Annotated in this window: 10 protein-coding genes; all 10 read right to left on the bottom strand. The window is 46.1% G+C overall.

All coding sequences use genetic code 11. From position 1 onward, the window contains the following. Positions 1-13: 13 nt before the first annotated feature. The 10 genes from P364_RS0120290 to P364_RS0120245 all read right to left on the bottom strand — a co-directional run bounded on the left by P364_RS0120290 (position 14) and on the right by P364_RS0120245 (position 25,980). Entirely contained in the window at positions 14-6,718 is a 6,705-nt protein-coding gene (locus tag P364_RS0120290) for a beta-ketoacyl synthase N-terminal-like domain-containing protein (protein WP_024631908.1), read from the bottom strand. A gap of 46 nt (positions 6,719-6,764) precedes the next feature. After that, the gene (locus tag P364_RS0120285) at positions 6,765-13,004 is read right to left on the bottom strand and encodes an SDR family NAD(P)-dependent oxidoreductase (protein WP_024631907.1); all 6,240 of its coding nucleotides are present in this window, start codon (positions 13,002-13,004) and stop codon (positions 6,765-6,767) included. Beyond that, positions 13,001-16,954, bottom strand: coding sequence for a type I polyketide synthase (locus tag P364_RS0120280; protein WP_081718042.1), 3,954 nt, complete (start codon positions 16,952-16,954; stop codon positions 13,001-13,003). The genes P364_RS0120285 and P364_RS0120280 overlap by 4 nt, the downstream gene beginning before the upstream one ends. Before the next feature lie 31 nt (positions 16,955-16,985). Further along, the gene (gene fabD / locus P364_RS0120275; protein ID WP_024631905.1) at positions 16,986-20,273 is read right to left on the bottom strand and encodes an ACP S-malonyltransferase; all 3,288 of its coding nucleotides are present in this window, start codon (positions 20,271-20,273) and stop codon (positions 16,986-16,988) included. A gap of 20 nt (positions 20,274-20,293) precedes the next feature. Beyond that, complete coding sequence (locus P364_RS0120270; RefSeq protein WP_024631904.1) at positions 20,294-20,974, bottom strand: MBL fold metallo-hydrolase; 681 nt, start codon at positions 20,972-20,974, stop codon at positions 20,294-20,296. Positions 20,975-20,989: 15 nt separating this feature from the next. Beyond that, the gene (locus P364_RS0120265) at positions 20,990-21,733 is read right to left on the bottom strand and encodes a hypothetical protein (RefSeq protein WP_024631903.1); all 744 of its coding nucleotides are present in this window, start codon (positions 21,731-21,733) and stop codon (positions 20,990-20,992) included. A gap of 170 nt (positions 21,734-21,903) precedes the next feature. Continuing rightward, a complete protein-coding gene (gene bacA / locus P364_RS0120260) occupies positions 21,904-22,740 on the bottom strand; it encodes an undecaprenyl-diphosphate phosphatase (RefSeq protein ID WP_029881145.1) in 837 nt (278 codons plus the stop codon). A 380-nt stretch (positions 22,741-23,120) separates the two neighbouring features. Beyond that, positions 23,121-23,981 (bottom strand): membrane protein insertase YidC, encoded by an 861-nt coding sequence (gene yidC / locus P364_RS0120250; RefSeq protein ID WP_024631901.1) that lies wholly within the window; start codon positions 23,979-23,981, stop codon positions 23,121-23,123. Continuing rightward, positions 23,918-24,268 (bottom strand): hypothetical protein, encoded by a 351-nt coding sequence (locus tag P364_RS36965; protein WP_201770148.1) that lies wholly within the window; start codon positions 24,266-24,268, stop codon positions 23,918-23,920. The genes yidC and P364_RS36965 overlap by 64 nt, the downstream gene beginning before the upstream one ends. A 92-nt stretch (positions 24,269-24,360) precedes the next feature. Beyond that, on the bottom strand, positions 24,361-25,980 hold the full coding sequence (locus P364_RS0120245) for a DUF4153 domain-containing protein (RefSeq protein WP_024631900.1): 1,620 nt from the start codon (positions 25,978-25,980) through the stop codon (positions 24,361-24,363). Positions 25,981-26,081: the final 101 nt, after the last annotated feature.

Below are 26,081 nucleotides of genomic sequence, written 5' to 3'. Positions count from 1 at the left end.
CGACAGTTCCCCCTTACTGCAATTTTTTCGGTGTGAAGAAAGACAGCATATGCTCAGGCTTACGATTGTTTTGTCCTGAATGCGATTTGACCACCAAGTTTTTCTCCTTAACCTCATCCGGCCAAAACCGGGCTCTGTTCCAGATAATGCGATTGAAACGAGGATCCAGTGTCGCTTTATTTGGGTCCGGGATACCTTCATTGCTGACAAGGATATGAGCGTTATTTCCTCCGAGTCCAAATGCGCTGACACCCGCACGCAACACTTTATTGGACCAGGGTGTAAGTTCTTGAACAAGGAATAACGGACTTTCTTCAAACCGAAATCTCGGATTCGGATGCGGACAATTCAAACTGGGCGGGAGCTGGCCATGAACCATACTTAGCAAAACCTTGATTATGCTAACTGCCCCTGCCGCACTCAACAGATGTCCCACATTGCTTTTGACACTTCCTACGCCGCAAAGATCTCCCTTTTCCATACCGGTTCCCAGCACTTGGGTTAACGCTTTAAGCTCAATGGGATCTCCAATGACCGTGCCTGTTCCATGTGTTTCCACATAACTGATTGAAGTCGGGTCAATATTGGCATCTTTGATGGCACCTTCAATCAACGCCTGCTGGGCCTGCGGGTTCGGTGTAGTCACGCCCATCGTATGACCATCATTATTAATTGCAGAACCATCAATCACTCCGTAGATTTTGTCACCATCCGCTATGGCCTGTTCCAATCGTTTCATGACGATTACTCCACAGCCCTCCCCAACCCCAATTCCGTTGGCAGAGGCATCAAAGGTTTTACATTGTCCATCTGGCGACAGTACCTTTGATGCGGTCAGGGAAAGATAAGGAGTCTCATCCAGTAAAACTTCAACCCCACCGGCGATCACCAGATCCGCTTCACCATTCTGCAAACTCCGGGCAGCCAGATGAATGGCTGTCAGAGAACTGGAACAGGCGGTGTCCACGACCATGTTGGGACCTCTGAGATTATATAAATGAGCCAAATGTGCTGTAATAAAATTTTGGCCTGTACCAATGATCGTTTGTTTGTTGTTCTGACGTATTTTGCTCATGAAATGACCTGTTCTTGCCCCTGCAAACACACCAACCTGAAGCGACTCAAGCTGAGTTTTTCCATATCCTGCATCGGCAAGTGCTTCGGCGCTAACCTCAAGCCACTGCCTTTGCAAGGGGTCCAGATGACTTGCCAGAGAATGATCCATTCCGAAAAAATCGGGATCAAACATTTCCAGGCCATCGAGAAAAGCTCCCCATTTGCTCATACTTGTCCCTGCTTTGCCATCAGGATGGTAATACATTCTCCAGTCCCACCGGGATGACGGAATTTCACGTATACTGTTTTTGCCAGTCTTCAGATTGTTCCAGAATTGCTCCAGGTTCGCCGCATCCGGGAAATGACAGGCCATACCAATGATGGCCACTCGGGAACGCGCTTTGGATGACTGGATAATCTGCTGCTCCTCAGGTCTATTGATCTGTTCGGGAGATATACGCGCACTCGTTACGTGCTTTGGCAGCAAAGCCCCTGTCAGCCCTGCGATCGTTGGGTGGTCCAAAAAGAGATGGGGCTCCACCACAGGAATTTGAAGCTCCCGTTCCATCCGACGTGCAAGCTGAGCAATCATGATCGAATCCATTCCGAAATGTTCGAAGGATCGGTCCGGGTGCATTTTCTCGGCTTCAATACATAACTCCTCGGAGAATATGGAACTTAGCTTCAACTGTAATGTCTCTGATGTTTCAGCGATGGGAGCGCCATTTGTGATGGGTATTTCGGACATCTTTTCAGCTTCAACCTTTCTGGTAATCCCCGCCTTCCCCTCAGCATCAATGGACTCGCTGCTCACAATTGCCGGAAGCATGACTGCGCTTGGTTGGGTGATTAGTGCCCAGTCCAGCATCTTCAGTCCCTCTTCATCCGTGATGCTGAGCAGACCGGTTTCGTTATAAGCTTGACTTGGAAACTCACCCATCCCCGATTCCTTCCAGTTCGGCCATTGGATACTGGTAAGTGGACTGGTCTGAGCATGCGCTGCGGCATAATAATCCATGTAGGTGTTAGCCATGGCATAATCGCTTTGTCCGACGCCAAGTTTCGAAATGGCTCCAGCCACGGAAGAGAACAGGACAAAAAATTGCAAGGGCTCGTGACGGAAGCATTCATAGAGTGCTGCAGTGCCTAACATTTTGGGGGATAACACCCTCCGAATCGACTCCAGCGATTTACGAATAAAGGCGGGATTCTCCATATCGGCTATGCCAGCTGCGTGAATTACCCCTCCGGCTGCACCCATCGTTGAACGTATATGTTCTGCTGCCAGCAGAAGTCTTTCCTTGTTTCCTATATCAAAAGACAGGACCTCAATCTGTACGCCACGCTTCTCCAACTCCAGGATTGCTCTAACTTTGCTGCCGATCTCGTCTTGGTCCCCGCGTCGTGCCCACCAGTCATTCCGAGGCGGAAACGGGGTCTGACCGATCAGAACAAGTTTACGGACCCCATAATGCTGAACTGCATGCTGCGCACACAGCAACCCCAGGCCGCGAGTTCCACCAGTGACCCAAAGAACATGACTGGATGGAAAAGGGAGTCGGATATGATCAGACTGCAACATATTCATGTTATCGAGGATGTCCAGATAAGCACTGTACCGCTGTCCTCCACGATAACAGACCTCCTGTTCCTTCCCCGCATGAGTTAACTCCTGGACGATCTGTGCTGCGATATCAAGCTCACTGTCTGCCGGGTCCACATCGATATGCCGCGAAATAATATGACTGTACTCACTTTGCAACATACGGTAAAGTCCAGCCCGTTCTGCTCCGCCAAGGTGAATCGACTCGTTTTGAAAAGACTCCAGCCCCATGGTGACCCCCAGCAGTCTTAATGGTTTGTGACCACGGGTATCAATCATGTGTTGTAGCCGCGCTATCCAGTTGATCAGCTTGTCCAGCATCATTTCTTCTGTTTCCATCTTTCGGTCACAGCCTGACAGATCTATAAAAGCATCACAATTCATCAAAACATCGAGCAGACGTCCAGTGTCATGCTCTTCCTCACTCACCAGCACAACCTGGCTCCCCTGTATCATTTGTGAAAGTTTATTGGCAAGCCCAACGCTTTCCCTTGTAGATCCAACCACAACTTTTACATGCGCTGGATCAAGATTTGTAACCGCCGAACGCTTCCATTGCTTTCCGAGAAGCTTGGCTGTTCTCCGCTCTTTTGTGACAGGAGCAGCATCCGAAATCTCCACGTTTACATCTTTTTCAATGGAAGGAATGGCTCTCCCCGAACTCACCCAATACTTTTCCCGTGCAAAGGGATACGTGGGCAGAGGTATTCTTTTAACCTTTTCTGTCAAATAAAGTCGGTTATAATCCAATTCATATCCTTGTACATACAGTTCTGCAATAGTATGCAGGTTTTCAACATAGCGTGAATCATCTAATGTTGCCGCAGCTATTTGTTGGATGCATTCATTGCCATAACGTCGAAGAACGGATTGCTCTTTGGAAGGCTGGCCTGTTAAATCCGCCGCATAGATCTGTGATGAATCTCCCGTTTTAAGCCATTGTTCCAAAATGGAGGCCAGATCGTCCGAAGGCTGAACTACACAAGCTGCCCGATGTTCCAGGTGTCTTCTCCCCGTCATCAAAGTGAAGCTTGCACTGGCATAATCAAACTGAGCTCCCTCTTTCCTGTAATGCTGCGCAATTCGTCTCACTTGTTCTCTCAACTGTCCTGTCGATTGTGCAGACAGCACCAAAAGATAGCCCGGTTTTTGTATTGAAGGAGACCGCTCTCCGGGTGGTTCCTCGATGGCAAGATGAGCGTTGGTTCCACTAAAGCCAAATGAGCTTACAAGCGCAGCCCTCTTTTGCCCTGGAGGTGTATGCCATGGACTTAATTGGGTACTGACATAGAAAGGACTATTCAAAAAATCAATATTAGGATTTGCTTTGGAATAATGAATAGATGGCGGAATCTGTTGATGTTTCAAGGCCAATAACAATTTGATCACACCGGCTATGCCTGCTGCTGCAATCGAATGTCCCATATTCGACTTGATTGAACCTATAGCGGCATATTGTGAACGGCTCGTATACTTCCGGAAACTCCGGTTCAGTGCTTCAAATTCAATGGGATCACCCAGTTTTGTTCCGGTACCATGCGCTTCGACCATTTGGATCTGATCCGGATTAACCCCGAATTGTTCGTATAGCTGACTTTCCAGTCTTTCCTGTGAGGCTCTACTAGGGGCTGTGATGCCGTTGGTGCTCCCATCCTGATTAATACTGCTTCCTTTAATGATCCCGTGTACATAATCGCCATCTTGGATGGCATCCTCCAGTCGTTTGAGCAACAAGACTCCAACACCCTCACCCGGCACAAAACCGTCTGCACGTTCATCAAAAGTATGGCACCGTCCAACAGGGGACAGCATGCCCGCCCGATGAGCAGAAAGATAAAAATCAGGCGTAGATTGCACAAACACTCCACCTGCCAGTGCAAGCTCCACCTCCCCTGACCATAGGGCTTGACAAGCCAGATGAATGGCAACCAGTGAACTCGAACAAGCAGTATCCACCGCAATCGCCGGCCCCTGTAAATTCAGAAAATAGGATACCCGGGCAGGTACGATGGATGCAGCATTGCCCCAGAACGCTTGTGCAGGGGCCTGTTCACCCATCAATTTCTCATAATCTCCTCCGCAATATCCGGTATAGACTCCGCATTTGCGACCCTGAATTATTTCCCCTGCGTATCCGGCGTGTTCAAGAGTTTTCCACGATTCCTCCAGAAACAGTCGCTGCTGCGGGTCCATATGCATTGCTTCAATATTGGAGATTTTGAAAAACAAGGGATCAAAGCAGTCGCTATCTTCCAAAAAAGCCCCATGGTTTGTTTCCGTTTTCCCTATGGATGCTCCTGTCTGTTCCGCAGTCCACCGTGCCCCGCGCTGAATCAAGTCATGGCCTGCAGCCAAATGCGCCCATAACTCATCCACATTATCCGATTGTGGAAATCTGCCGCTATAACCTATGATCGCGATATCCTTGTTTCTGCTGACGGAACTTGAGGATAATATACTATCCTCAAAATGACTCTGCTTTGCATCACCCAATTTGAATTCTCGTTCTTCACCAATACCCATCTGTTGAGTTTGCTGGACGTCAGGTTTTATGGCACTGCGCCCCCCATGAAGTTGCGTTTGTTGTTCAGGCTCCACTTGTTCCACCTGAACCATTGGGGCAATATACTGTGCAAGCTGGTTGACACAAGGAAAATCAAAAATATCGGTGGTGAACAGCTCCGTTCCCAGACGTTCATTAATGGAATGAATCAACCGAACACCCGTTATGGAGTCAACCCCGTAATCGGAAAAAGCCTCGTCATGGTCAATGAGCTGCGCCTCCACTTTCAAAGATTCACATAATGTCCGAACAAGCACTTCCTTTATGTACTTCAGTTTTTCTTCGGATGAACGTGAAAGTTCCACTTCAGATAACCGGAATTCTGACGTTTTATTCTGAATATCCTGCGAAATGCGGCTCGTTTGACGTTGGGCCTTATGTTTCACGTTCAACTCATGTTTCACGTTCTGCTGGCGTACCACGCCATTGCTTGTCCCCATGATCACTTGCTGACCCTTGAATTCTTCAGAATGAGCCAGTAACTGCACTTCTCCGAACCCCTCGGATAACAGCACGTTTTTCCAAGTTTCCTGTTCAAGCAAAGGTCCTCCGGAAATACGAAGTGCGGGATCCTCATAGCTCCACCATCCATCCAATAACCCAAACGTAAGGTGATTCAAAAGCGTATTTTCTGTGATCTCATTGATCAGAAAAACACCCTGGCAACGGAGCAATGCCTTGACGTTTCTCAAAGCAAGACGAATATGCGGAGCAGCATGCATGACATTGGTTGCGATCGCTATATCATAGGTCCCTGCTTGCAGAGACTGGGTAGACACTGGTTTGGACAAATCAAACGTTCCGTAGGTAAGGTACGGATATTGCGGGCCATATACCTGTTGGGCATGACTCAAGAAAGCCTGGGAAAGGTCGGTATAACAGTACTCCAGAATATGGGGATGAAAATCATTCAGCCGGGCAAAGACCGCCTGGCTGGTGCCCCCTGTTCCGGCTCCGATCTCCACAATGCGGATTTGAGCACCCGGGTCCTTCACAAGTTGTTGTTTGATACTAGCTGCAACCCGATCTGCCAAAACAGCATTAAAATAATCGGCAACAGGATTGTTCATGTAAATGTTCTCCACCAGATGCATGGAGCTATTTGGAAAAACAATGTCGGTTGCGGACTTCCGGCCCGTCAAAATATCCGGGAGTGCTCGGAGCGTGGTATCCAGCAGTGGAATGTAGGAAGACACGTTTGGATCAGATAGCCACAACCTTTTTTTCTTGTCCCATTCCTTCCATGCTTGAGCCCCATCTGTATCTATGGTCTGAATCAAGAGATTTACAGAGCCAGTAGAGGTAAAATAACCGTATTTTTGCAAATAAACGAGACTCTCCCGCCACCATCTGCCGTAACGCTTGATCAATGAAACTGGCATTTCCGCTGAAGCTGAAGCAGTAGCGGCATCACCAGCCTGCAATTTGTTCAAAAGGCCGGCGGTGTGCAATCCGCTACATAATAATCGACTCAACAACAGGTTAAGTTCCTCCATCACACATTCCCCCCAACGTCTGATCATCCCGTTCTTCAGACCCTGTTTATCCCACTGTTGACGACACTCGCCCCTGGTAGACCACAATGGATTCATTTTTATCCATGATCTCCAGATCTACGGATGGGTGTTTTCTCATCAGGGCCATCTGATCCAGCACACCATTCATGAGTACATTTAGCGCCTCCATGGCTTCAGGAGCTTCGATTGAACCTTGTCCTGCTTTCGCCATGCGTGTCTTGTAATGTTCAGAACGTACCGAACCCACACTTCCCCAATATCCCCAGTTCATCACTTTGATGGGGAAATCACAGCACTGTCTTAAAAATTGGGCAAATACATCTTTGAACGTACAGCCTGCCACGTAATTGGCTTGTCCAGCAGAATTCAAAAAGGAGTTCATGGACGAAAAAAAGAGTACAAAGTCAAGCGACTCTCCAATACAGGCATTGGCTATATTGATGCTGATATCTACCTTGGTGGAATAAGCTTTTCGAAAAGAAGCTTCGTCCATATTTTCCAGACTACGATCCTCCAACACGATGGCTGAATGAATAAAACCGTGAATGGTTTGATGATTCCGCCTAATCTCTGAACATGCCTGGCGCATTGCTTCCGAATCCGTTGCATCAACAGCCATGTAACAGGGCACAGATCCAAGCTCGCCCAACCTTTGCAACTTCTCCTGAATCTCAGCATCCAGCTCCCTTCTTCCCAGCCAGATGATCTGGGCTTTGTAATGCTGGATCATATATTCACTCCATGCCTCTCCGATCCCGCCTGCTCCCCCAATAACGACGTAAACACCCCCATGACGATAGGTATGAGACAGCTCGGAATACTCTGGTGGATACACAGGTGTATATGAAACGGGTACGAGTTGTTGACGAAACCATTCGGCCTGTCGGTTTACATATGGAAATCCATAAGAGTCAGCAGGCAGCAACAGCAATTCGTAAAGGCTATGCTCGTTCAATATTTCCAGATCCACCTGTCTAACCTTCCAACCGGGTCTTTCTTTGCACATAACCCCTATGAGGCCATGTATCCCGGCATGAGTAGGATTAACCAGATCAAGTGTATGAATGGAGTTTGCACGCATCGTAATCACAGTCCACTCCATGCTTCGATTTCCATATCCGTTCTGAAGAAGCGCTTTAATCAGTCGGTAAAGAAGAAGCACTCCTTCTTCCTGAGCCTCCATCATTCCCCTGACATCAGGCGAGCTTTCAGCGGTTATCGGAGATATCCACACAACATGACGAAGTTTCATGATTGGGTTCAGTTGTTCCGAGATCCGCAAGATGGAATCCTGTGGATTCAGAACGATTAATTCAGCGTGCGGCAGATGTTTGAGCAGTTGGGTCAAGTGTGAGCTCTCCATACCTACCAAGCATATTTCCCCTGCGAGATCGTTGACTACACATGTAAGGTCACGTTCACGTTCAAACAAGCCGATGGACTGCTCTTTCCATACAGGGGCAAGCATTTGTAACTCGTATGTCTCCATACCTTTAGTTTCTTCCAGATTGGAAACTTTCGGCTCAGGTCTTCTAAAACGCATGGCCCTAACGGATACCCGTACATCACCCTTCACATTAAACAGATCTATGTCATATTCGGTATCCGCGTGCACAACAGCGCTGCCACTCACCTGATGGGCTCGGACATGAGCCCACATCTCTGCTTCACAGGAGCCAAATATATGAATTTGCTGAACAGAGAAGGGCAGCAAAGGCGTATCTTGCTGCTCGTCCTGAATACTTCCCAAAGCACTGAGCCAGATCCCGATTGCAGCCTGAAAAGCGTTATCCAGAAGTCCTGGATGAATGGTACCGTCCTGAAATCCATCCATACTACCCGAAGGCAAGGCAATTCTGGCCAGTGCCTGATCATGACCCACTGTTACAGATTTAAGACCCCGGAAGTCTGGACCATACCGCATGCCCCTGGCTGAAAAAAAGGAATAACATTGCTCTGATGTGAGCTTATCCAGATTACATCTGCTCAGGATGGTCTCCACTTCGCATGTTTTGCATACTTCCCGCTTGGTAATAACAGCAGTACATTGGCTAAAAACGATGCTGTCTATCTCATCCTCCAGAGAATTAGTTGGAGAATGAACTGTTATTTCAATAACTCCATTTGAGGATGGCTTAAGAAGTATTTGAAGCCTTCCCATTCCTTTTTGAGCTACAACAGGTTTGAGCCATACCAACTTTTTGAGGTTGATTTGTTCGTCTTCCCCAGGTTGAGCAGCCATCGTGACAGCGGCTCTGATCAATTCAATATGAGCTGAGGCAGGCAATACGTTATATCCGTTTATTTCGTGATCCTGAAAAAAGGATTCTTGGCCAGTAAATGAAAATTCGTAGCTGTATGCCCGAAAATCCGATCTATTCACCAGCTTCATTGTGAATCTGTTATCCATTCCCGATCGATGGATCTCTTGGTTTTCTATCCTTTTGACTGGATTAGGAAGCCAGTGCCGCGTCTCTGCAAACGGATAAGTCGGGATGGAGATTTTTCGTTTTCCTTCACTCTTATTTATTGAAGACCAATCAATCCGGTTACCGGTTACCCATAACTGAGCAAGTTTATGGAGCTCTGCTTCGATCATGAAATCCTGATCTGTGGATGGGTGATGGTAAGCTATAGCCTGTTCATCTTGGGGGGACTTGCGCTTGACTACGCTCCCTTGCCAACAATGAGATGGATCTGCCTGACCTGCAATAAACCGATTAAGCATTTCCACGGTGTCCGCGATGCTTGAACTCACAAATGCAAGTCTTTCCTCCATCTCTTCCCTGCCCGTCTGCATTGTAAATGCAACATCAGCCAGAGTAATCCCAGCCGTTTGACTCAGAAATGTACTGATTCGCCTCGCATATGCTCTCAATCGATCTCTGTTTTTTGCAGAAACAATGAGTAACTGTGGGCGATTGGATAGATTCTGGGAACTGTCACACTTCGTCACGTATTCACGGATGACAATATGAGCATTGACACCTCCAAAGCCAAATGAACTTACGCCTGCACTTCTTGGGACAGCATCATGTTTGCAATTCCACGCCTGCCCTTCCTTTACGATATAAAACGGACTGTTCTCCAACTGAATGTACGGGTTAACTTCATTCAGCTGCAGGTTTGGCAGCAATCGGTTATGCTTCATACTGAGTAACACGTTCAGGACTCCCGCTACTCCTGCTGCTGCCTCCAGGTGTCCAATATAGGTTTTTATCGTCCCTACTGCACAGTGCGGAACATGGGGGACTGGGCCTGAGTCGCTCGGTTTGCCATGCAATTCATCCCAGTTGTGAACCAGCTGAGAGAAGGCCTTTTTAAGTGCATTTATCTCGATCGGATCACCCAATGGCGTCCCGGTACCATGTGCTTCAATATAATCTGCTGTCCTCGGATCGATTCCAGATCTGGACCACGCATCGATAATAAGTTCTGCCTGAGCGTTAGGGTTTGGAGACGTCAGAGTATTAGCATGCCCCCCATGATTTACAGCGGTTGCCTGGATTACTCCATAGATATGGTCTCCATCCGCTTCCGCTTTGGACAACGGTTTGAGCAGCAATGCACCACTTCCTTCGCCACGAACGTACCCATCAGCACCTTGATCGAAGGTTTTACAGCGACCATCCACACTGAGCATGCCTGCCTGATTAAAGGCAATCGTCAGCTGTGGACTTGCGATAACACTAATGCCTCCGGCAACTGCCAGTTCACATTCTCCGTTGTGTATCGATTCCACCGCCCGATGAATGGCGACCAGTGAACCGGAACAGGCTGTATCCACAGGCTCACTGGGTCCATGCAGATTTAGAAGATATGAAATTCGGTTAGCCAGAATGGAGTGAAATATGCCCAAAGCTGTATGTGCCTCGGTAGGAGTGCCGGTTTGATGCATCAGATCATAATAATCCGAACTAACCACCCCGACAAACATGCCTGTTTTACTCCCGGACAAATCGGATGGCCTGTAACCGGCATCTTCAATGGCTTCCCATACGGTTTGCAAATAAATGCGCTGTCTCGGGTCCATCAATCCAGCCTCATGAGGAGATATGCCAAAAAACGAAGCATCAAATTGATCAATGGCTTTCATAAATCCGCCCCATTTGATGTTGGTTTTATTGACTTCCTTTATGGGGTCCCCATAATATTGATGCCAATCCCAGCGTTCAGGAGGGATTTCCGAAATAAAGGTTTTTCCGGAAACCAAGTTCTCCCATAGTTCATCCATACTCTCAGATTGAGGCATATGAGCACCTATTCCAATAATGGCAATGGGTTCTTTATTCCTCCTATGGACATCGACAGGCTCACATGTGATCTCATTAAATTCATCCGTTTCATCCTCTGAGACCGTTTGCGAAGTCTGCATTTCAGGTTCATCGTGCCCGCCGCTCATTCCATGATATCGGGCAATGTCTTCGCCATAGGCTCCGATCAGGTAGGTTGCAAATGTCCTTAAATTCGCATATTCAAACACGACAGGAGGCGTCAGATCAATGTTGTACGTTGCATTAAGTCGATTGACAAAATCAGTCGTCGAAATGGAATCAAATCCGTAATCGCTCTTATCCGCGTCCAGGTCCATTTCTTGTACATCCACACTAAGAATGTGTGAGGATATCGTCAAAATGATCTCGGCTGCCTTTTCAAGTAGAACTTCTTCGTTTATGCTGTTCTCCAACAACATGTCCTTTTTCGACGGCTCCACATCTGCAAACGACGTTTTCTCATGTACCTTCTGAAATTTGACTGCATCTCCGCTCACAATCACCAGCTGACTTTCCTTGCAATGAAACGCATCTTCAAGAGCCTGTATGCCATTCTCACTGGATATCGATGAAATCCCGAGCGTATTTTCCAAAAAAAGGCGATGGGTTGGATCTACTCCCATCCCTCCTTCGGACCACAGAGGCCAATTCAGGGAGATCGTTTGACCAGGACGCATCCCCTCTTTGTTCAATCGATCCCGTTGACGGCAATAAGCGTCCATAAAGCCATTGGCAAAGGCATAATCACATTGTCCAGCATTTCCAAGAACGGACATGACAGAAGAGCAAACGACGAAAAAGTCCAACTGTTCATGACAGGAAGCTTCGTCCAGCCAAACCGTTCCGTATACTTTTGGAGCCACAACAGCATCCATGTCTGCTTTATTTTTAGATTGAAGTGTTGAGTCTCTCAATACGCCAGCGCAATGAATCAGACCATGAATTCTCCCAAATCTGGATTTGCACTCACGGATGAGATCAAAGGCCGACTCACGTTGCGATACATCTGCTGGGATATACACCATTTCAGCTCCCAACTTCCCCAAATCGCGCAATTGTTGTTCCTGATCTCTACTGAGAATGGAACGTCCGGACAAAACAATGACTCGAGCGGATTGGGCAAGCAACGAGGCAAACTGAAGACCGATGCCACCCATCCCACCTGTAATCAAATAAACGCCTTGTTTGTTCCACTCTACTTGTGGATATTCTGTTTTCAGCAGCGATACCAATCTCTTCACATAGCGCCGATTGTCCCGATAACGAACCTCAACTGCCTGGTCCCGAGCTTCCAGCTCCTGTTGAATGAGTTGAAACATAGGGATAGTTTCATTTCCCATGTCCAATGTACGGCATGTCCATTGCGGGTGTTCCCATTTCACACTGCGCATGAAACTGCTTACAGCTTCATTTGCCGGTTCTTCTTTACGATCACTGGAATACGCATATAAAAGGTTTACTTTCTTGTTGTCAGCACATTTTGCCAGCCATCGGCATGTATAAAATAAGGTGTACACACCTTGGGTAAGCCGTTTGCTTAATAGGGTCCCTTCATCTTCAGGAAGCACCGTACCACTCCATCCGTGAACGACAGTATCAGGTACCCACTGTAATTCGGACAGCCTGTTGAACAAACGGTCAACGTCCTCTTCCTGTTCCGGGCGGATTATGAATGTATTAACATCCTGCTCAATGAATTGATTTCCCTGTAACACACGAATCACGGAAGTACTCTGGTCCCATTGCCGCATGTTTTCTTCACCGGAAACAAATAACAGAAGCCTTTCACTTTTGAAAAGAGTACGTTGAAGGGTCTGACTCTCCCAGGAGGGATAAAGATACGTATTCTGCTGCATGTTTTTTTCATGGGAAGCCGAGCTATCCTGTCGCTGTATCTCCTGTATAAGCTGGTAGGCTGTCTCAGATGAGAGACGTCGTCCCTTAACCATGTCAAGAATCTGATCCAGTGATAACATCTGATCTTTTCTCATCGCTCCTCCATATAAGTTAAGACATCAATAGGCTCGACCTCTCCGGCTTCCAATTTTTGCAAAAGTGTTTTTAATGGGTCCTTTGCATGGTGTTTTTTGTTCTGAACCGGTCTTACCGTAAAATCGCTCATTTCCATGCATATTTGTTCCTGCTCATCAAGCCATACCATATCAAACTTAAATGCTTTTCCCCCTTGTTTACCCTGTTGTCTGACATACACACTTCCCTTGTCTGGAAGCCGATTCCACCACTTGACCGCACCTATGGAATAGGGCATACAAGGAACAGAGCTCACCTTTTGGACAAATAGCATCGCTGTCTGCAGAGCGCTGTCCATCGTTACAGGATGCAGCGTATACGCGTGTGACTGTTCATGACAATGGATCGGAAGCACATACCTGGCAATAGCCTCGTTTTCACCTATACAGCATTCCGTTATGGACTGAAAGGAAGGTCCATAGATCAGTTGAAGCCTCTCAAGTTTGGGATATACTTCCGGAACAGGGATAATACATCTTTTTCTAATCGCATCGATATCCTGGTTCGTTCCAAATGGACTTCGTTGTCGCGCGTCCTGTTTGTTGCCATCTGTCTTTATTCCATACAACGTACCTTGTCCGTAAATTTTTCTGGAGTTCGCCTCATCGCCGGTCCAAACGTGGAACTGAACTTTTCCCCGAGCTTTGGACAAAGAAATATTTACTTCAACCGGATGCTCTATGACCGTTAAGGGTATGGACCACACCACTTCATCAAAACCGCTGACCTCCTGGATGCCAGCATTCTGCGCAGCGGCTAATGCCATCTCCAAATAAGCAACACCTGGTAATGTCCGTTTACCGTCTGCGAGGTGATCATTCAGAAAAAATTCTTTGCCTGTAAACAGCGTTTGGTACTTGAATTCATCCAAGGTTGAGGCATTCCAGCCGATCATCGGATGCAAAGTCGATCCCAGTCCTTTCCCATACACACTTGTAATTGCATGTACATCCGTAACTGATTCTTTAGCTACATCAGCTACGGTATCATCATTATGATGTAATCGATGGATTACAGAATCGAAACGCTGAGTCGGCAGGGCAAGCTTGTTAAATGTTCCTGGAGGGAACCATAGGTCCCATCTCACATTCACGCCATGGAGCCATAACTGACAGAGAAAATTCCAGACATCATCTCCCGCTTCATCCTCTTTTAAAGCGAGTTTCAGCGTATCAGGTGAGGCAGATTGAAATGCACCGATGTCGATGATTTTGATGTCTGACGAAATTTTCCCCAGCTCAATCTGGCTTTCCTGCATTTGACGAAGCCATAGCTCAGCGCTTCCAATTTCGGGAAGATTATCGTTTCGGGCATATAACTGCTTGTCATTTTGGTTCGTATAGATCTCTTGCTGTTTCAGGTTCATGGATTGGACAACAGCCTTATAATCCGCATTGGAATCCAAAACAAGCCGGGCGACCATTTCTGGAAGTAAGATGTGATCGTCCATCAGGTCCAGCATTTCTTCGAAACGTGGATCAGGCTCAGCCATTATGGTCAAATCCCACTTGCGGTTCAACCTTCGCAGGGAATGAGCCACAGCCGTAACCATAATGAATAACTGTTGAGCGGAAAGCTCCGTAAACAACAGGACATCAACGGGATTCCCAAGCAACTCCCCTAAATCCCACTCGTTCCCACTTACTTTACCTAGCAGATTCGACCATTCATCCATATACTTTCTGAAGGTGAACTGATGAGAGATAAGGGATTGACCCTTCGTCAGATAATATTGAACCCGTTCGTAATCACTTACCATTGGGTATTCCAATTGGTCATCTCTGCTATCCCCAGAGCCCACACTTTCAACTTGCGAGCTACCCAACAGACGCCGGAGATAAGACTCGTCAAAAGAACTCGGATACAAAATATCCTGCAATGTTGGATCAAAATAGGGCAGATACGGACGATTGAGTTGAATGAAGTCTGTTTCATCTCTCCCAGCAAGCCTCGCAAGGATTTGTTCGGGAGCAATCATTTGGTTTACGCCAAGAACAGCCCACATGCCTGTATGTTCCCCTGTCATCCATTCCACTTTTAAGCCCGCTTCCAGTAAACATCGAAGGACGGCGTATCCTGCAATGAACTGACAACAGGAAAGTGTCTCTTTCTCCCATGGTTCATTGTAGAACATCCGCCGATAGTGATCGGCCAGTGAGCGATTAGCAATTTGGTCCAGTAAGGATTGGACAAAGTCTTGCACATGCGGTAAATCACGGGTTGACATGCTAAATTGCTCATAATTCAAACAGGAAAAATGACCCATTCTTATTGCCCACTTTTCCTGTTTTGGCTTAGATGAAAGTCCTGACTCTAAATGCAACTTTTCCTTTAACTGCTGCAAGCTGTCTGCCATGACGGCATAGCGGTAAGGAGAAGCCACTCTTCCCGTGAGCAGCGTTCCGCTAATATCACGCAGCGTACATTCATCAAACTGGGGAGTAAGCGAGAATGCTCGCCATGATTCAAGCTGTTTTTCCAAATGCCACTTCGTTTTGCCTGAAAGCGTGAATAACTGAGAACGGACTTCAGCTGCTTCCCCCCTCTGTTTGTGCAAGGGTGCAGCGCACCATTGTTCAATCACCAGATGTGCGTTAACTCCACCAAAGCCGAAAGAGCTTATGCCCGCTCTTAAAGGCAGCCCATCGCCAGCACTGTTCCAATCGGTTAGATGGCTGGCCACCTCAAAAGGAGTACTCTTAAAATCTATGACGGGATTAGGGTCGTTAAAATGAAGGTTGGCCGGTATTTTGCCATGTTTCATCATCATGATCACTTTAACAATACCAGCCATGCCTGCAGCACTCTCAAGGTGGCCAATATTGGTTTTCACCGAGCCAATTCGACAGAACTGGGTACGGGAAGTATAGGTAGCAAATGCATTTTTGAGCGCTTCAATTTCGATCGGATCTCCCAATGACGTGCCGGTTCCATGTGCCTCAATATACGTGACCATTTCCGGGGAAATACCCGCATCCTGATACGCAGCCAAGATGACGTCTTGTTGTGCCTTCATACGCGGAGCGGTTATGGATGCGCTTCTTCCGCCATGATTGCAGGCAGATCCCTTGATAATCCCGTGGATATGATTGCCTTCCGCTAACGCATCTTCAAGCCTTTGAAGCAAAAGCACCCCTGCTCCATCGCCTGGTACATAACCATTGGCTTCCTTATCAAAGGTTTTACAACGTCCATCCGGACTTAACATTCTGGACTTGGAAAATGAAATAAACTTCCATGGGTGCAGATTCAGATTCACACATGCAGCCAATGCGTAATTGCACTCTTTTCGTTGCAAGGCTAGCTTCGCTTCATGAACGGCTACTAGCGAGGAAGCACAAGCTGCATTCACGGTTATGCTGGCCCCCTTGAGATCCATGACGTAAGAAATCCGATTGGCAAGAATGCTTTCATAATTTCCAAGGCAGGCGTAGCTATCTGTCTCCAATTCGGGATGGGAGGCCATTTGGCGGTGATCTACTGTCATTACTCCGGCATAAACGGAAGTGACCTGATTTTGTAACCTTTGAAGTGATATCCCGGAATCCTCAATGCATTGCCAGGAAACTTCTAGCATAATTCGTTGCTGTGGGTCCATATTTTTGGCCTCTCGGGGAGAGATGCTAAAAAAGCGGTGATCAAAAGAATACACATTATCCAGCAGACCGCACCATTTCCCAATGCTCTTATTCGGGGCTTCAATATCTTGAGAATAGAATTTCGATACATCCCATCGATCTGGAGGAATCTCCTTGATGGAATCTACACCATTCGCAAGATTATCCCAAAACGTCGTATAATGATCAGCCTGTGGAAACCTGCATGCCATACCAACAATTGCAATATCCGCAAGGCAAATTCCCGGATCAATATCGGATGTTGGCTTCATGTCCTTCTTTTGTCGCATCATCACACACCCCTGTCCCCCACAATGCTAAAAGTTAGTTTATCTCAACCGCCACAGCCAATTGCTTCAAGCGTTCCTCCAAAACCAAAGCCGTATCTTCCATCAGCTTTATGCCCACTTCAGCTACACGACGGTTTCTCCAGTCCTCAAGCGGTGTGCCTTTTACCCATTGATTAAAAGCACCCAAGGCAGGACCGCAGTGGATCTGATAATCGACCTGATGACCTTTTGCTCCTTCCATGGCAAGCTTTGTGCTATGGGCAAAATACCACTTGAATACCAATGCCATTTTGTATTTGGGATTCTGTTCAGCTTTCTGTATTTCCTCGAGAGATCGATATTGAACAACCTCGCGGTATACTTCTTCAAAGGTTTTTTTGAAATATTTGTTTTCCAGCTGCTGTTTGTTTTTTTCACTAATGTCATTCAATGAATCATGCTGCCGGTACAGATCATAGAGCTTGTTCGCCCTGGCGGGGAAAAATACACCTTTGCGAAGCACCTGCACCTTGGCTCCGATCTCAAACATGTCTCCAGCAGGGGCATATTCCGTGTCCTGTATATTCATGTCCTGTAGTAAATCCTTCACAGTGTCGCTAGTAGCTGCTTCAACAGTGCATTGATTAATTGAACCGGTTACAATGAAATCCGCTCCGAGCAGAAAGGCTGCTGCTGCGGCTTCAGGTGTACCAATACCGCCCCCAGCACCTATGCAAATGTTTCTTGAATAACTGTACTTTTCCATCATTCTATTTCGAAGACGAACTATTGCAGGCAGCATGACATAAGCCACGCCCGCATCTGTATGTCCGCCTGAATCAGACTCAAGACAAAGATCTTCTGCAACAGGTACTTTTTTCAGGAGTTCTGCCTGAGCAGATGTAATCTTGTTTTCCTTTAACAACCTCTCAACCATAAATTCTGGAGCGGGACTTAAAAATACTTCAGCTACTTCAGGTCTGGATACCTTGGCAATAATGCGATTGGTTGCAGTTACCCGCCCATCTGAAGAACGCTTCAATCCATGGGCACGATACTGAATTAATGCCGGAGTAACACCCATGAAGGCGGAAGCCTCTACTGTATGTACACCTTTACGCAGTAATAAGTTAACTTGTTCTTCCTCTCGCTCAGGATGAGTCATTTGATGCAGAAGATTTAACCCATACGCCTGTCCATCCTGCAAATGCTGTTGTATATAATCGATTCCTTCTTCGATCTGTTTCAAACTTAGCCCACCTGTCCCCAAAAAACCCATCATTCCTGATTGCCCCACTTTAACAACCATCTCGGGAGAAGCAATCCCTTTGTACATTGCACCTGTCAAATAGGCCCATTTCAAATTGTAGTCCTTTTTAAATTGTTTTGAGCCTAGGGATTCGGACAGTCGAGTTCCTTTGCTGCCGGGCTGTATGGCGGATGATGTTGGAGAAGTGGAGTGAACTGCTGACGGTGACGGTTCCACAGACATGTGATCAGGGCGATATACAATGGGCTCACACTCTGTCTGAATCTTGGTAACGAGCTTAGTCAGCACGTTGCCCGGACCTATCTCTTCTATTGTGTTTACTCCCATGCCCATCAGAACCCTTACCGTTTCACACCAGCGAACGGGATGTGTAATTTGTTGGACCAAATTGCCATGAATTTCATTCAAGCGATAGGGCATAGCCGTATAATTCGAAATGATGGTCATCGTTGGAGCGGAAAATGAATAACGCTGGAGGTACTGTTCAAATTGTTTCGCTGATTGTTCCATATAACGGGAATGAAATGCCCCGCTGACCCTGAGAGGGATATACATCTGTGCGCCAGTTTGTTCAAAAATCGTTTTGGCCTGATCAATGATTTCTAGAGGTCCTGCCAGTACAATTTGGGTTGGGGAGTTCAGATTGGCGATGTCCAGTTGATGCAGCCCATATTGTTGAAGGATTTTTTTTATGGCAATATCCGTTAGACCGATCACAGCGGCCATTCCCCCTTTAGGGGCTTTGCTCATGAGTTCTCCTCTTTTGCGTACAAGCTTCAGTCCTGTAGCAAAATCAAATACGTCTGCCGCAAAAAGCGCATTGTATTCTCCCAAACTGTGACCCGAAACCAGGCTTGGCTTTCTGCCCGTTTCCTTGATCTTATGTAAATATGTCATGGCGTTAACTACAAACAAAGCTGGCTGCGTATATTCTGTGAGGCTTAATTGCTGAGAACGATCATACATACACAGTTCCCGAATGGAATATCCAAGAATATCATCCGCCTGCCGGGTCAGCTCTGGAAACTGCTCAAACAACCCTTCACCCATGCCCAATTTCTGTGATCCCTGTCCTGGAAATACATATGCCCACAAAGGTTCATCCCCTCCAGTTTCATTCGAATTGGCATAACAACTAATGATCTGTTCTACATGTTTTACATCCTGATGGAAGGGTGTCATGGTTATACATGTTCGTTCCTTCCGGGGGCTAATCTGATTCACGAGGCTGGAAAGTGTGCCCGAAGGCCCCAAATCCAGAAATATACTATTCGGTTTCTCTTCTCTTATATGAGATAACGCCTGAGAGAATTGAATCGGTTCCTTGACAACTCGCCAAAAATGGTCGGTTGATACTTTGGTGACAGGTTGTCCGGTTAAGCTGGAGACAAGCGGGATCGTGGGAACATTGTAAGACTGCGTGTTTAGATAGGCTAAATACTCTTTGGCCGCAGGATTGATACAGGCTGAATGAAAACCCTGAGTCACAGGCAGTCTGACATAAGAAAGCCCTTGGTTTTTAAGCCAACTCTCTGCTCTTGTAACCCCTCTCAAACTCCCGGAGATGACTAGATGATTTGACGAATTTACAGCAATTAGCTCGCACTCCCCATACAGCTCCGGATTAGTGTCATAGACGTCGCGACTATGCAATACAGCCAGCATGCCTCCCGGAGTACACGTCCTGTGCATGATTTCAGCTTGTCTATAAACTGCTTCCAGTCCCGCCTTGGGAGTCATTACGTTGGATACAGCCGCTGCCGCAAACTCCCCCAAACTGGTGCCAACAACGGTTGTGGGTATAACCCCCCTCTCCATTAACGTCCTGGCAAGCGCATATTCCAGCATATAAATGGCAGGATGTGTAATTAGAGTTTCCTCGAAAACATCAGAATAAGACCGATTTGAATCATATAATTCCTGTATAATGGATCTGCCGCCGATGTCTTGAACCCAACGATCCATCTGCAGCATCCATTGGTGAAACACCGGATAACTCCGGTATAATTCTTTTCCCGCCTGAATATATTGTGAACCCTGACCGGAGAACATAAAAACAATATTTTCCTTCATATGTCACGCCCCTTGTTCCTTCACACAAAGCTTTTGGCATCCGGCTGATTCTTTCGCATTCGAAAAGCAATAAACTGTTCTTCATCCAAAATATTAAAATATATATTTCTCTCAAGCAGCATATCAAGTGTCTGACCCGGTTCAAGGCCAAACGAATGCGCAGGGTATACCCTGACAGAAGGATGTACTCGTTCCCGTATTTTTTGTAAACTGTGATACATCGCACCCGGGTCCCCTCCGCGCTCAGAGCATATGCCACATCCCTCCGCAAATAGAGTATCTCCTGTAAAAATATGGTCTTGCAATGAAAAACATATGGAACCCGGCGTGTGCCCAGGGGTCAGCATACAGGATATCAGTGTGTTACCCAGCAAAATGGCATCCTGATCCTTTACGGGTTTCAAATTTTCACATTGGTACCTAAAAAATTCAATTTCCACAGCTCCCATATATACCTCAGGATTGAAACGCTCCAGCAATGCCCCCACCAGATTTACATGATCAACATGGGAATGCGTTAACAGAATGTGAGTAAGCGTGGCCTGTTCCGCTGCCAGGGAATCAAGAATGGCTTCCAGATCCCAAGAAGGATCAATAACGGCTGCCTCGCGAGTCGTTTTATCAACGACAACATAGCTATAATTGATGAACGCACCATAACTGGACTTTATGGCAAGCACTTTGTATTCACTGGTTGTCATGTGCTATTCTCCTTGTTAAACGAATGAAATAATCATATACAGACACGCAAAACCAACAATCAGTATAAACGGAGTATCTACGGTATGGGGTGAGAATGCCTCAGCCAGAGTTACAGCTATAGGAAGAACCAGAAGTGCCACAACGAGTTGCGGTACGGTAAAACTACTTGCGAATACCAGCAAAATAAGTACCGCTGATAAAAACACACATAAACTGCCTTCAATACTTCTGGTAAACTTTTTCTTGGAAAACAAGGCATGAACACGATATTTATGCTTCCCAAAGCGAATACCGATCGGTTCGGCAAGTCCGTCTCCAAGTCCATTGATGATGACCGGGATAAAGGCCAGCGTGCCATAACCTATACTTTGAAAGTATAGAAAGCAGGGTGCCAGAACAACGTAGCCGGCAATTAATTGCGTATTCATCCATAGCAAGGTATGAGGACGGTCCTCTGGTCGGTCAAACGAGGCAAACATGCGATGAACCAATACACTTTTCTCACGAATTGGCTTAATATAGATGAGCATTATTACACAGTTCATCAGCATTCCGACGATAAAAATAGGCCCGGTATATCCCGTACTGGAGCTCACGATCAATTCGATAGCCATCGGTGTAATAAATGACATGAAATGAACAATTTTACGAGCGTAGTTCACACGCAACCGATATTTGAGTACAATCGTACCGATCAAAAATTGGATTCCATACAGTATGACAAACATGATGCTTTGCTTTACGATGAATGCAGTCATATTTTGCGCTCCCACCTCAGTAGATGAATGTCCCTTTAGCTAACCGCTAATTTTACCCCAAAAAATAAAAGGGAATCTTTCCTTTTCAATGTGAGTTAATAAAAAACACTGATTATGGATAAGACTCCCGATAATTGTTACCTTATTCAAATGTAAGAATGGTCTGTACTCTAGCGAAGTAAAAAGATCCAAAAAGCGGCTGCCAATACAAAACGATAGATCGCAAAAGGAATTAGTTTAATCCGGTTAATCAACTTCAGGAAAAATTTAACTGCAATCATAGCTACGATAAAAGCAGTTACAAACCCTGTAATAAACAAGGGAAGATCATCAACAGACAGATAATCCCAGCTCTCGTATAAATCCTTCAGTGAAGCGCCGAACATAATAGGAAGCGCCATTATAAACGTAAATTCCGAGGCTGTTTTGTGACTCATGCCTGCCAGCAAACCTCCTGATAGCGTAGCACCCATTCTTGAAAAACCGGGAACAAGCGCTAAGCACTGGAACAAACCTACAATTAACGCCTGTCGGTAAGTGACCTGATCCAACGTTTCTGCAGCCGGCTTTTTCGGTTTGAACATCTCGGCTGCAATCATCAGAATCCCGCCAAGGATTAACGTAACAACAACCGTTTGAGCACTGAACAAAACCTCTTTTATGTAATCGTAAAAAAATACGCCCCCAACACCAAAAGGGATCACACCAATAATGATATGAATAAGTGTTAATTTTTCCTTAGCTTTAGTTGCTTTCCGATCTTCTCCAACATGGATGCCAAGGATGCTGAGGATTCGTTTCCAGAACAGAAAAGCTACAGCCAGGATAGAACCGAGTTGGATTACAATCTCGAATGTCGAAGCACGTACAGTACCCTCGAAACCTAGCAAATGTCCCACCAGAATCAAATGACCTGTGGATGACACTGGGGCAAACTCCGTAAGTCCTTCCACAATACCTAGTATAAGCCCGATAATAATATCCACTAATTCCCCTCCAGATCCAATTTATCGCGGTATGAATTTACAAAAAACGCCCTATTAAGTCAAGCATTCTACACTAGATTGGCTCCTCCCCAAAACTCTTAAACAAAATGGTAATTGATACATCAAATTTTGTCAATAAATCCAAACAATAAATTTTATTTGTTTTTATTCCATGTTTCCACATCATGTTTACTCTGAAATTGACTTGTAATCCCCTCCTACCATACGTATGTTCTCCCCCTCCCCTATACACTAAATTCTGTTGAGCTATTATCTACCTCTTAGATCACTGGATAGTCCCCCCTCACAAAAAGACCCTATAAAGTAGACTTTATGTCTGCTCTATAGGGTGCATGTACGTAAAAGATGTTCTTAGATATTGTATGATGTTACACGCCAGTCTAGGACATGTTATGTTTTGCAGACTTGACCTTCGTCACCTCAATCACAGCAGGATCCTGCGGATGTTCCACGGGATACAGTTTGCGGAACAATAACGTCTGCAAGACCAGGAATGAACCACCAATCGTCCAATACAGCGGCATGGCTGCCGGGGCCGAAAGGGAGAAAAAGGCCATCATCAGAGGAGAAATGTATCCCATGATTGCAAATTGTTTTCGCTGTTCCGGCGCCATATTGGCTTGCGAGACCTTGGCTTGAATCAGATAAATAACAGCTACTACAACAGCAAGCACATAGTCAGGCGCTCCTAATTTGAACCACAGAAATGAGTGGGATGACAGCTCTGGCGTAAGTCGGATAGCCGTGTAAATACCGGACAGAATAGGCAACTGAATGAGCATCGGCAAGCAACCGATATTCAGCGGATTGAACTTGTGCTTTTTGTACAGCTCCATCGTTTCCTGCGAAAGCTTCTGCTTATCGGCCGGATCGTTTTTGCCCTCATATTTTTTCTTGAGCGCATCCATCTCCGGCTTCATGGCATTCATGATCACTCGGGTACCTTGCTGAGATTTGGCTTGACGCATCATCAAAGGCAGCAGTGCAAGACGAATGATCAGTGTAATCACGATAATTGCAACCCCATAGCTTCCGCTAAACAGGGTGGCAATGTGCTGGATCAGATACGACAGTGGAAAAACAATGTAATGATTAAAAAATCCTGGTGTTGATGAAGTAATCTCTGATACGTTGTTGCTGCAACCGGCAAGCAGCATGACCGCAAACAAAATGGCGATCAGGCCATAGATCCGTCCCTTGCCCGATGTAAAAGTGAACCCCTTGCTTGTCTTATGTTCCATATATATCCTCCTCGTTGATTTGTAGGAATTTCGCTCAACGAGGGCGTGCAATCGGGTTCATCTTCATCCGGTGATTCTCTGCGTCTGACCATTCGAGTTAATGCTTCAGGTCTGTGCTGTGCATCCAGGAACAATGCAGGCAAGCCTGGTTCAAGTCCACCACCTGCTCCAGCTTCCATCCAGTACTCTGTCATGCCGCAATGCAGATGGGCAATATAAGCATAACTGACGGTGAAAATGAGTCCGATTGTGAATATATAGGGTATTAATTCATGAAGTTCAAACAAGGGATTCACCCCCTTTATAGGTTAGTTTTTATATTATAACACTTACATATTGATTTTGCATAAATTCATTGTTGGAAAACAGGTAGATGAATTTATTCCGTTCTCAATTTGGACAATTCCAGCTCAGCCCTATGTCTTGCCACATTATAAGAAGGCCAGGGAAGGTCTGCTGAATTCATGTCCAGGTGGGCATGGCGCTCCAACAGCTCCTTCTTTAGAATCGGATACTCTTCCATGGCAAACTCCCGCAGTAGCGGAACTGCATCTGCCGACAGACTCGCCAGGTATGAAGCATCGATAGTGCCCGTCTGATGATAACGTTCGATATTTAGCTCGGCAATTCGTTTATCCATTCCCACATAATTGACTGCAACATAGGCTGTGAGTGCCAGCACAATATACCAGCGAATCAGCGGTATCGTTGTGTAACGTATACGAAGACCGGCAATCAGTAACAGAAGTGCCAGGAAGATCATGAATGCGTGCACCAGAAAACGAATGTACGTATATCCATAAGCCTGCTCATAGAGATTCAGACGCATAAAAGCGGAATACAACATGATTGCTGAACAACATACCAGAACCAGGAGTAGTACCTGATGCATGATTAAACCAGCTTTTCCACTCGGACGGGTATACTGCAATGCAACAATAAGGATAAAAAAGTTAATGCCTGTGACGAGAACCAACTCTGCGAATCCACTTCTCGCATACTCCGCGTAAGACAGATCGGCCGGAAGCTGCCCGTCGCCTGCACCAAACAAGTACGAAAACTGTACGAGCACAAACAGAACGTACACACAGTTAATGACCAGCAGCATCGTGCCCACAATGACCGGGTCCAATTTGAATGGTTCCCGATGAACCTGCGTGCAGGGTTCCTCGGCCGTGATCTGATTCGTAACTTCCCCCTCGACAATCGGGTTTACAGGAGAGGCCTCAAGCGTATGATCACGCGGAATAACCGCGGATTCTGCTCCATTTTTCCAATGTGCGTTCGCTCTCTTCTCTGCTTCATATTGCATCGGCTGCACGAATCCCCATACATAACCGAACAACAATACACCTGCAATAATAATCCAGAGGATTCTCGGCAATCCTGGCGTAAATGTTAATTGATTCAGCCACTCCGGGAAACCGGATAAATATTGATTGAAAATTCCATCAGCAGAAGACAGTAAAGATAAGACCACAATGAGGATGGGCAAGGATGCCACCAGGCCAATGAGCACTTTGAAAACAACCGTTTTCTGTGACTTGCCCATGCCACGTCCTCCTGCTTTTACAGCCATAGCCCCAATGGTTCCCCAATGTCGTATGGCTTGTGGTAGCAGATGGTCAATAGCCGTACCGATCAAGCCAATCTCCCACCACTCCCTCCGTTTTCTACCCATCAGATATGTCATATGTAAGCTAATAAGGCCCGGTACAGCCAGGAAATTGAGAGCGTACAGCGGTTCATTGTCGTATAACATAAAAGTTAGCGACAACAAAAAAACAACGCCCCCTACAAATGCATCAATCCACTTGAATGACCTCATACGATCCCGGGCAAAAAGATACATGAAACCATAAAAGAGAATAACAAAGATCGGATACGATACGCCTATCTCATTGCCAAAGAATAAATACTGTTGAATGACAGCCAGTATCCATGCAGATAGCAGCGTGATTAAAGCGCGTTGCGGTGAAGCCATTATTTTATCAATCATGGGAAAAACCTCCATTATACTTTCTATGTTTAATTTTAGATGATAAAATAAGAATATAAATAGAAATAAAAATGAACAAAACTTCTTATTTTATGACATTA

Source organism: Paenibacillus sp. MAEPY2, from assembly GCF_000499205.1.
GTDB lineage: Bacteria > Bacillota > Bacilli > Paenibacillales > Paenibacillaceae > Paenibacillus > Paenibacillus vandeheii.
Note: the sequence above shows the minus strand (reverse complement) of the source record. Positions and strands in the feature narration are given on the sequence as shown.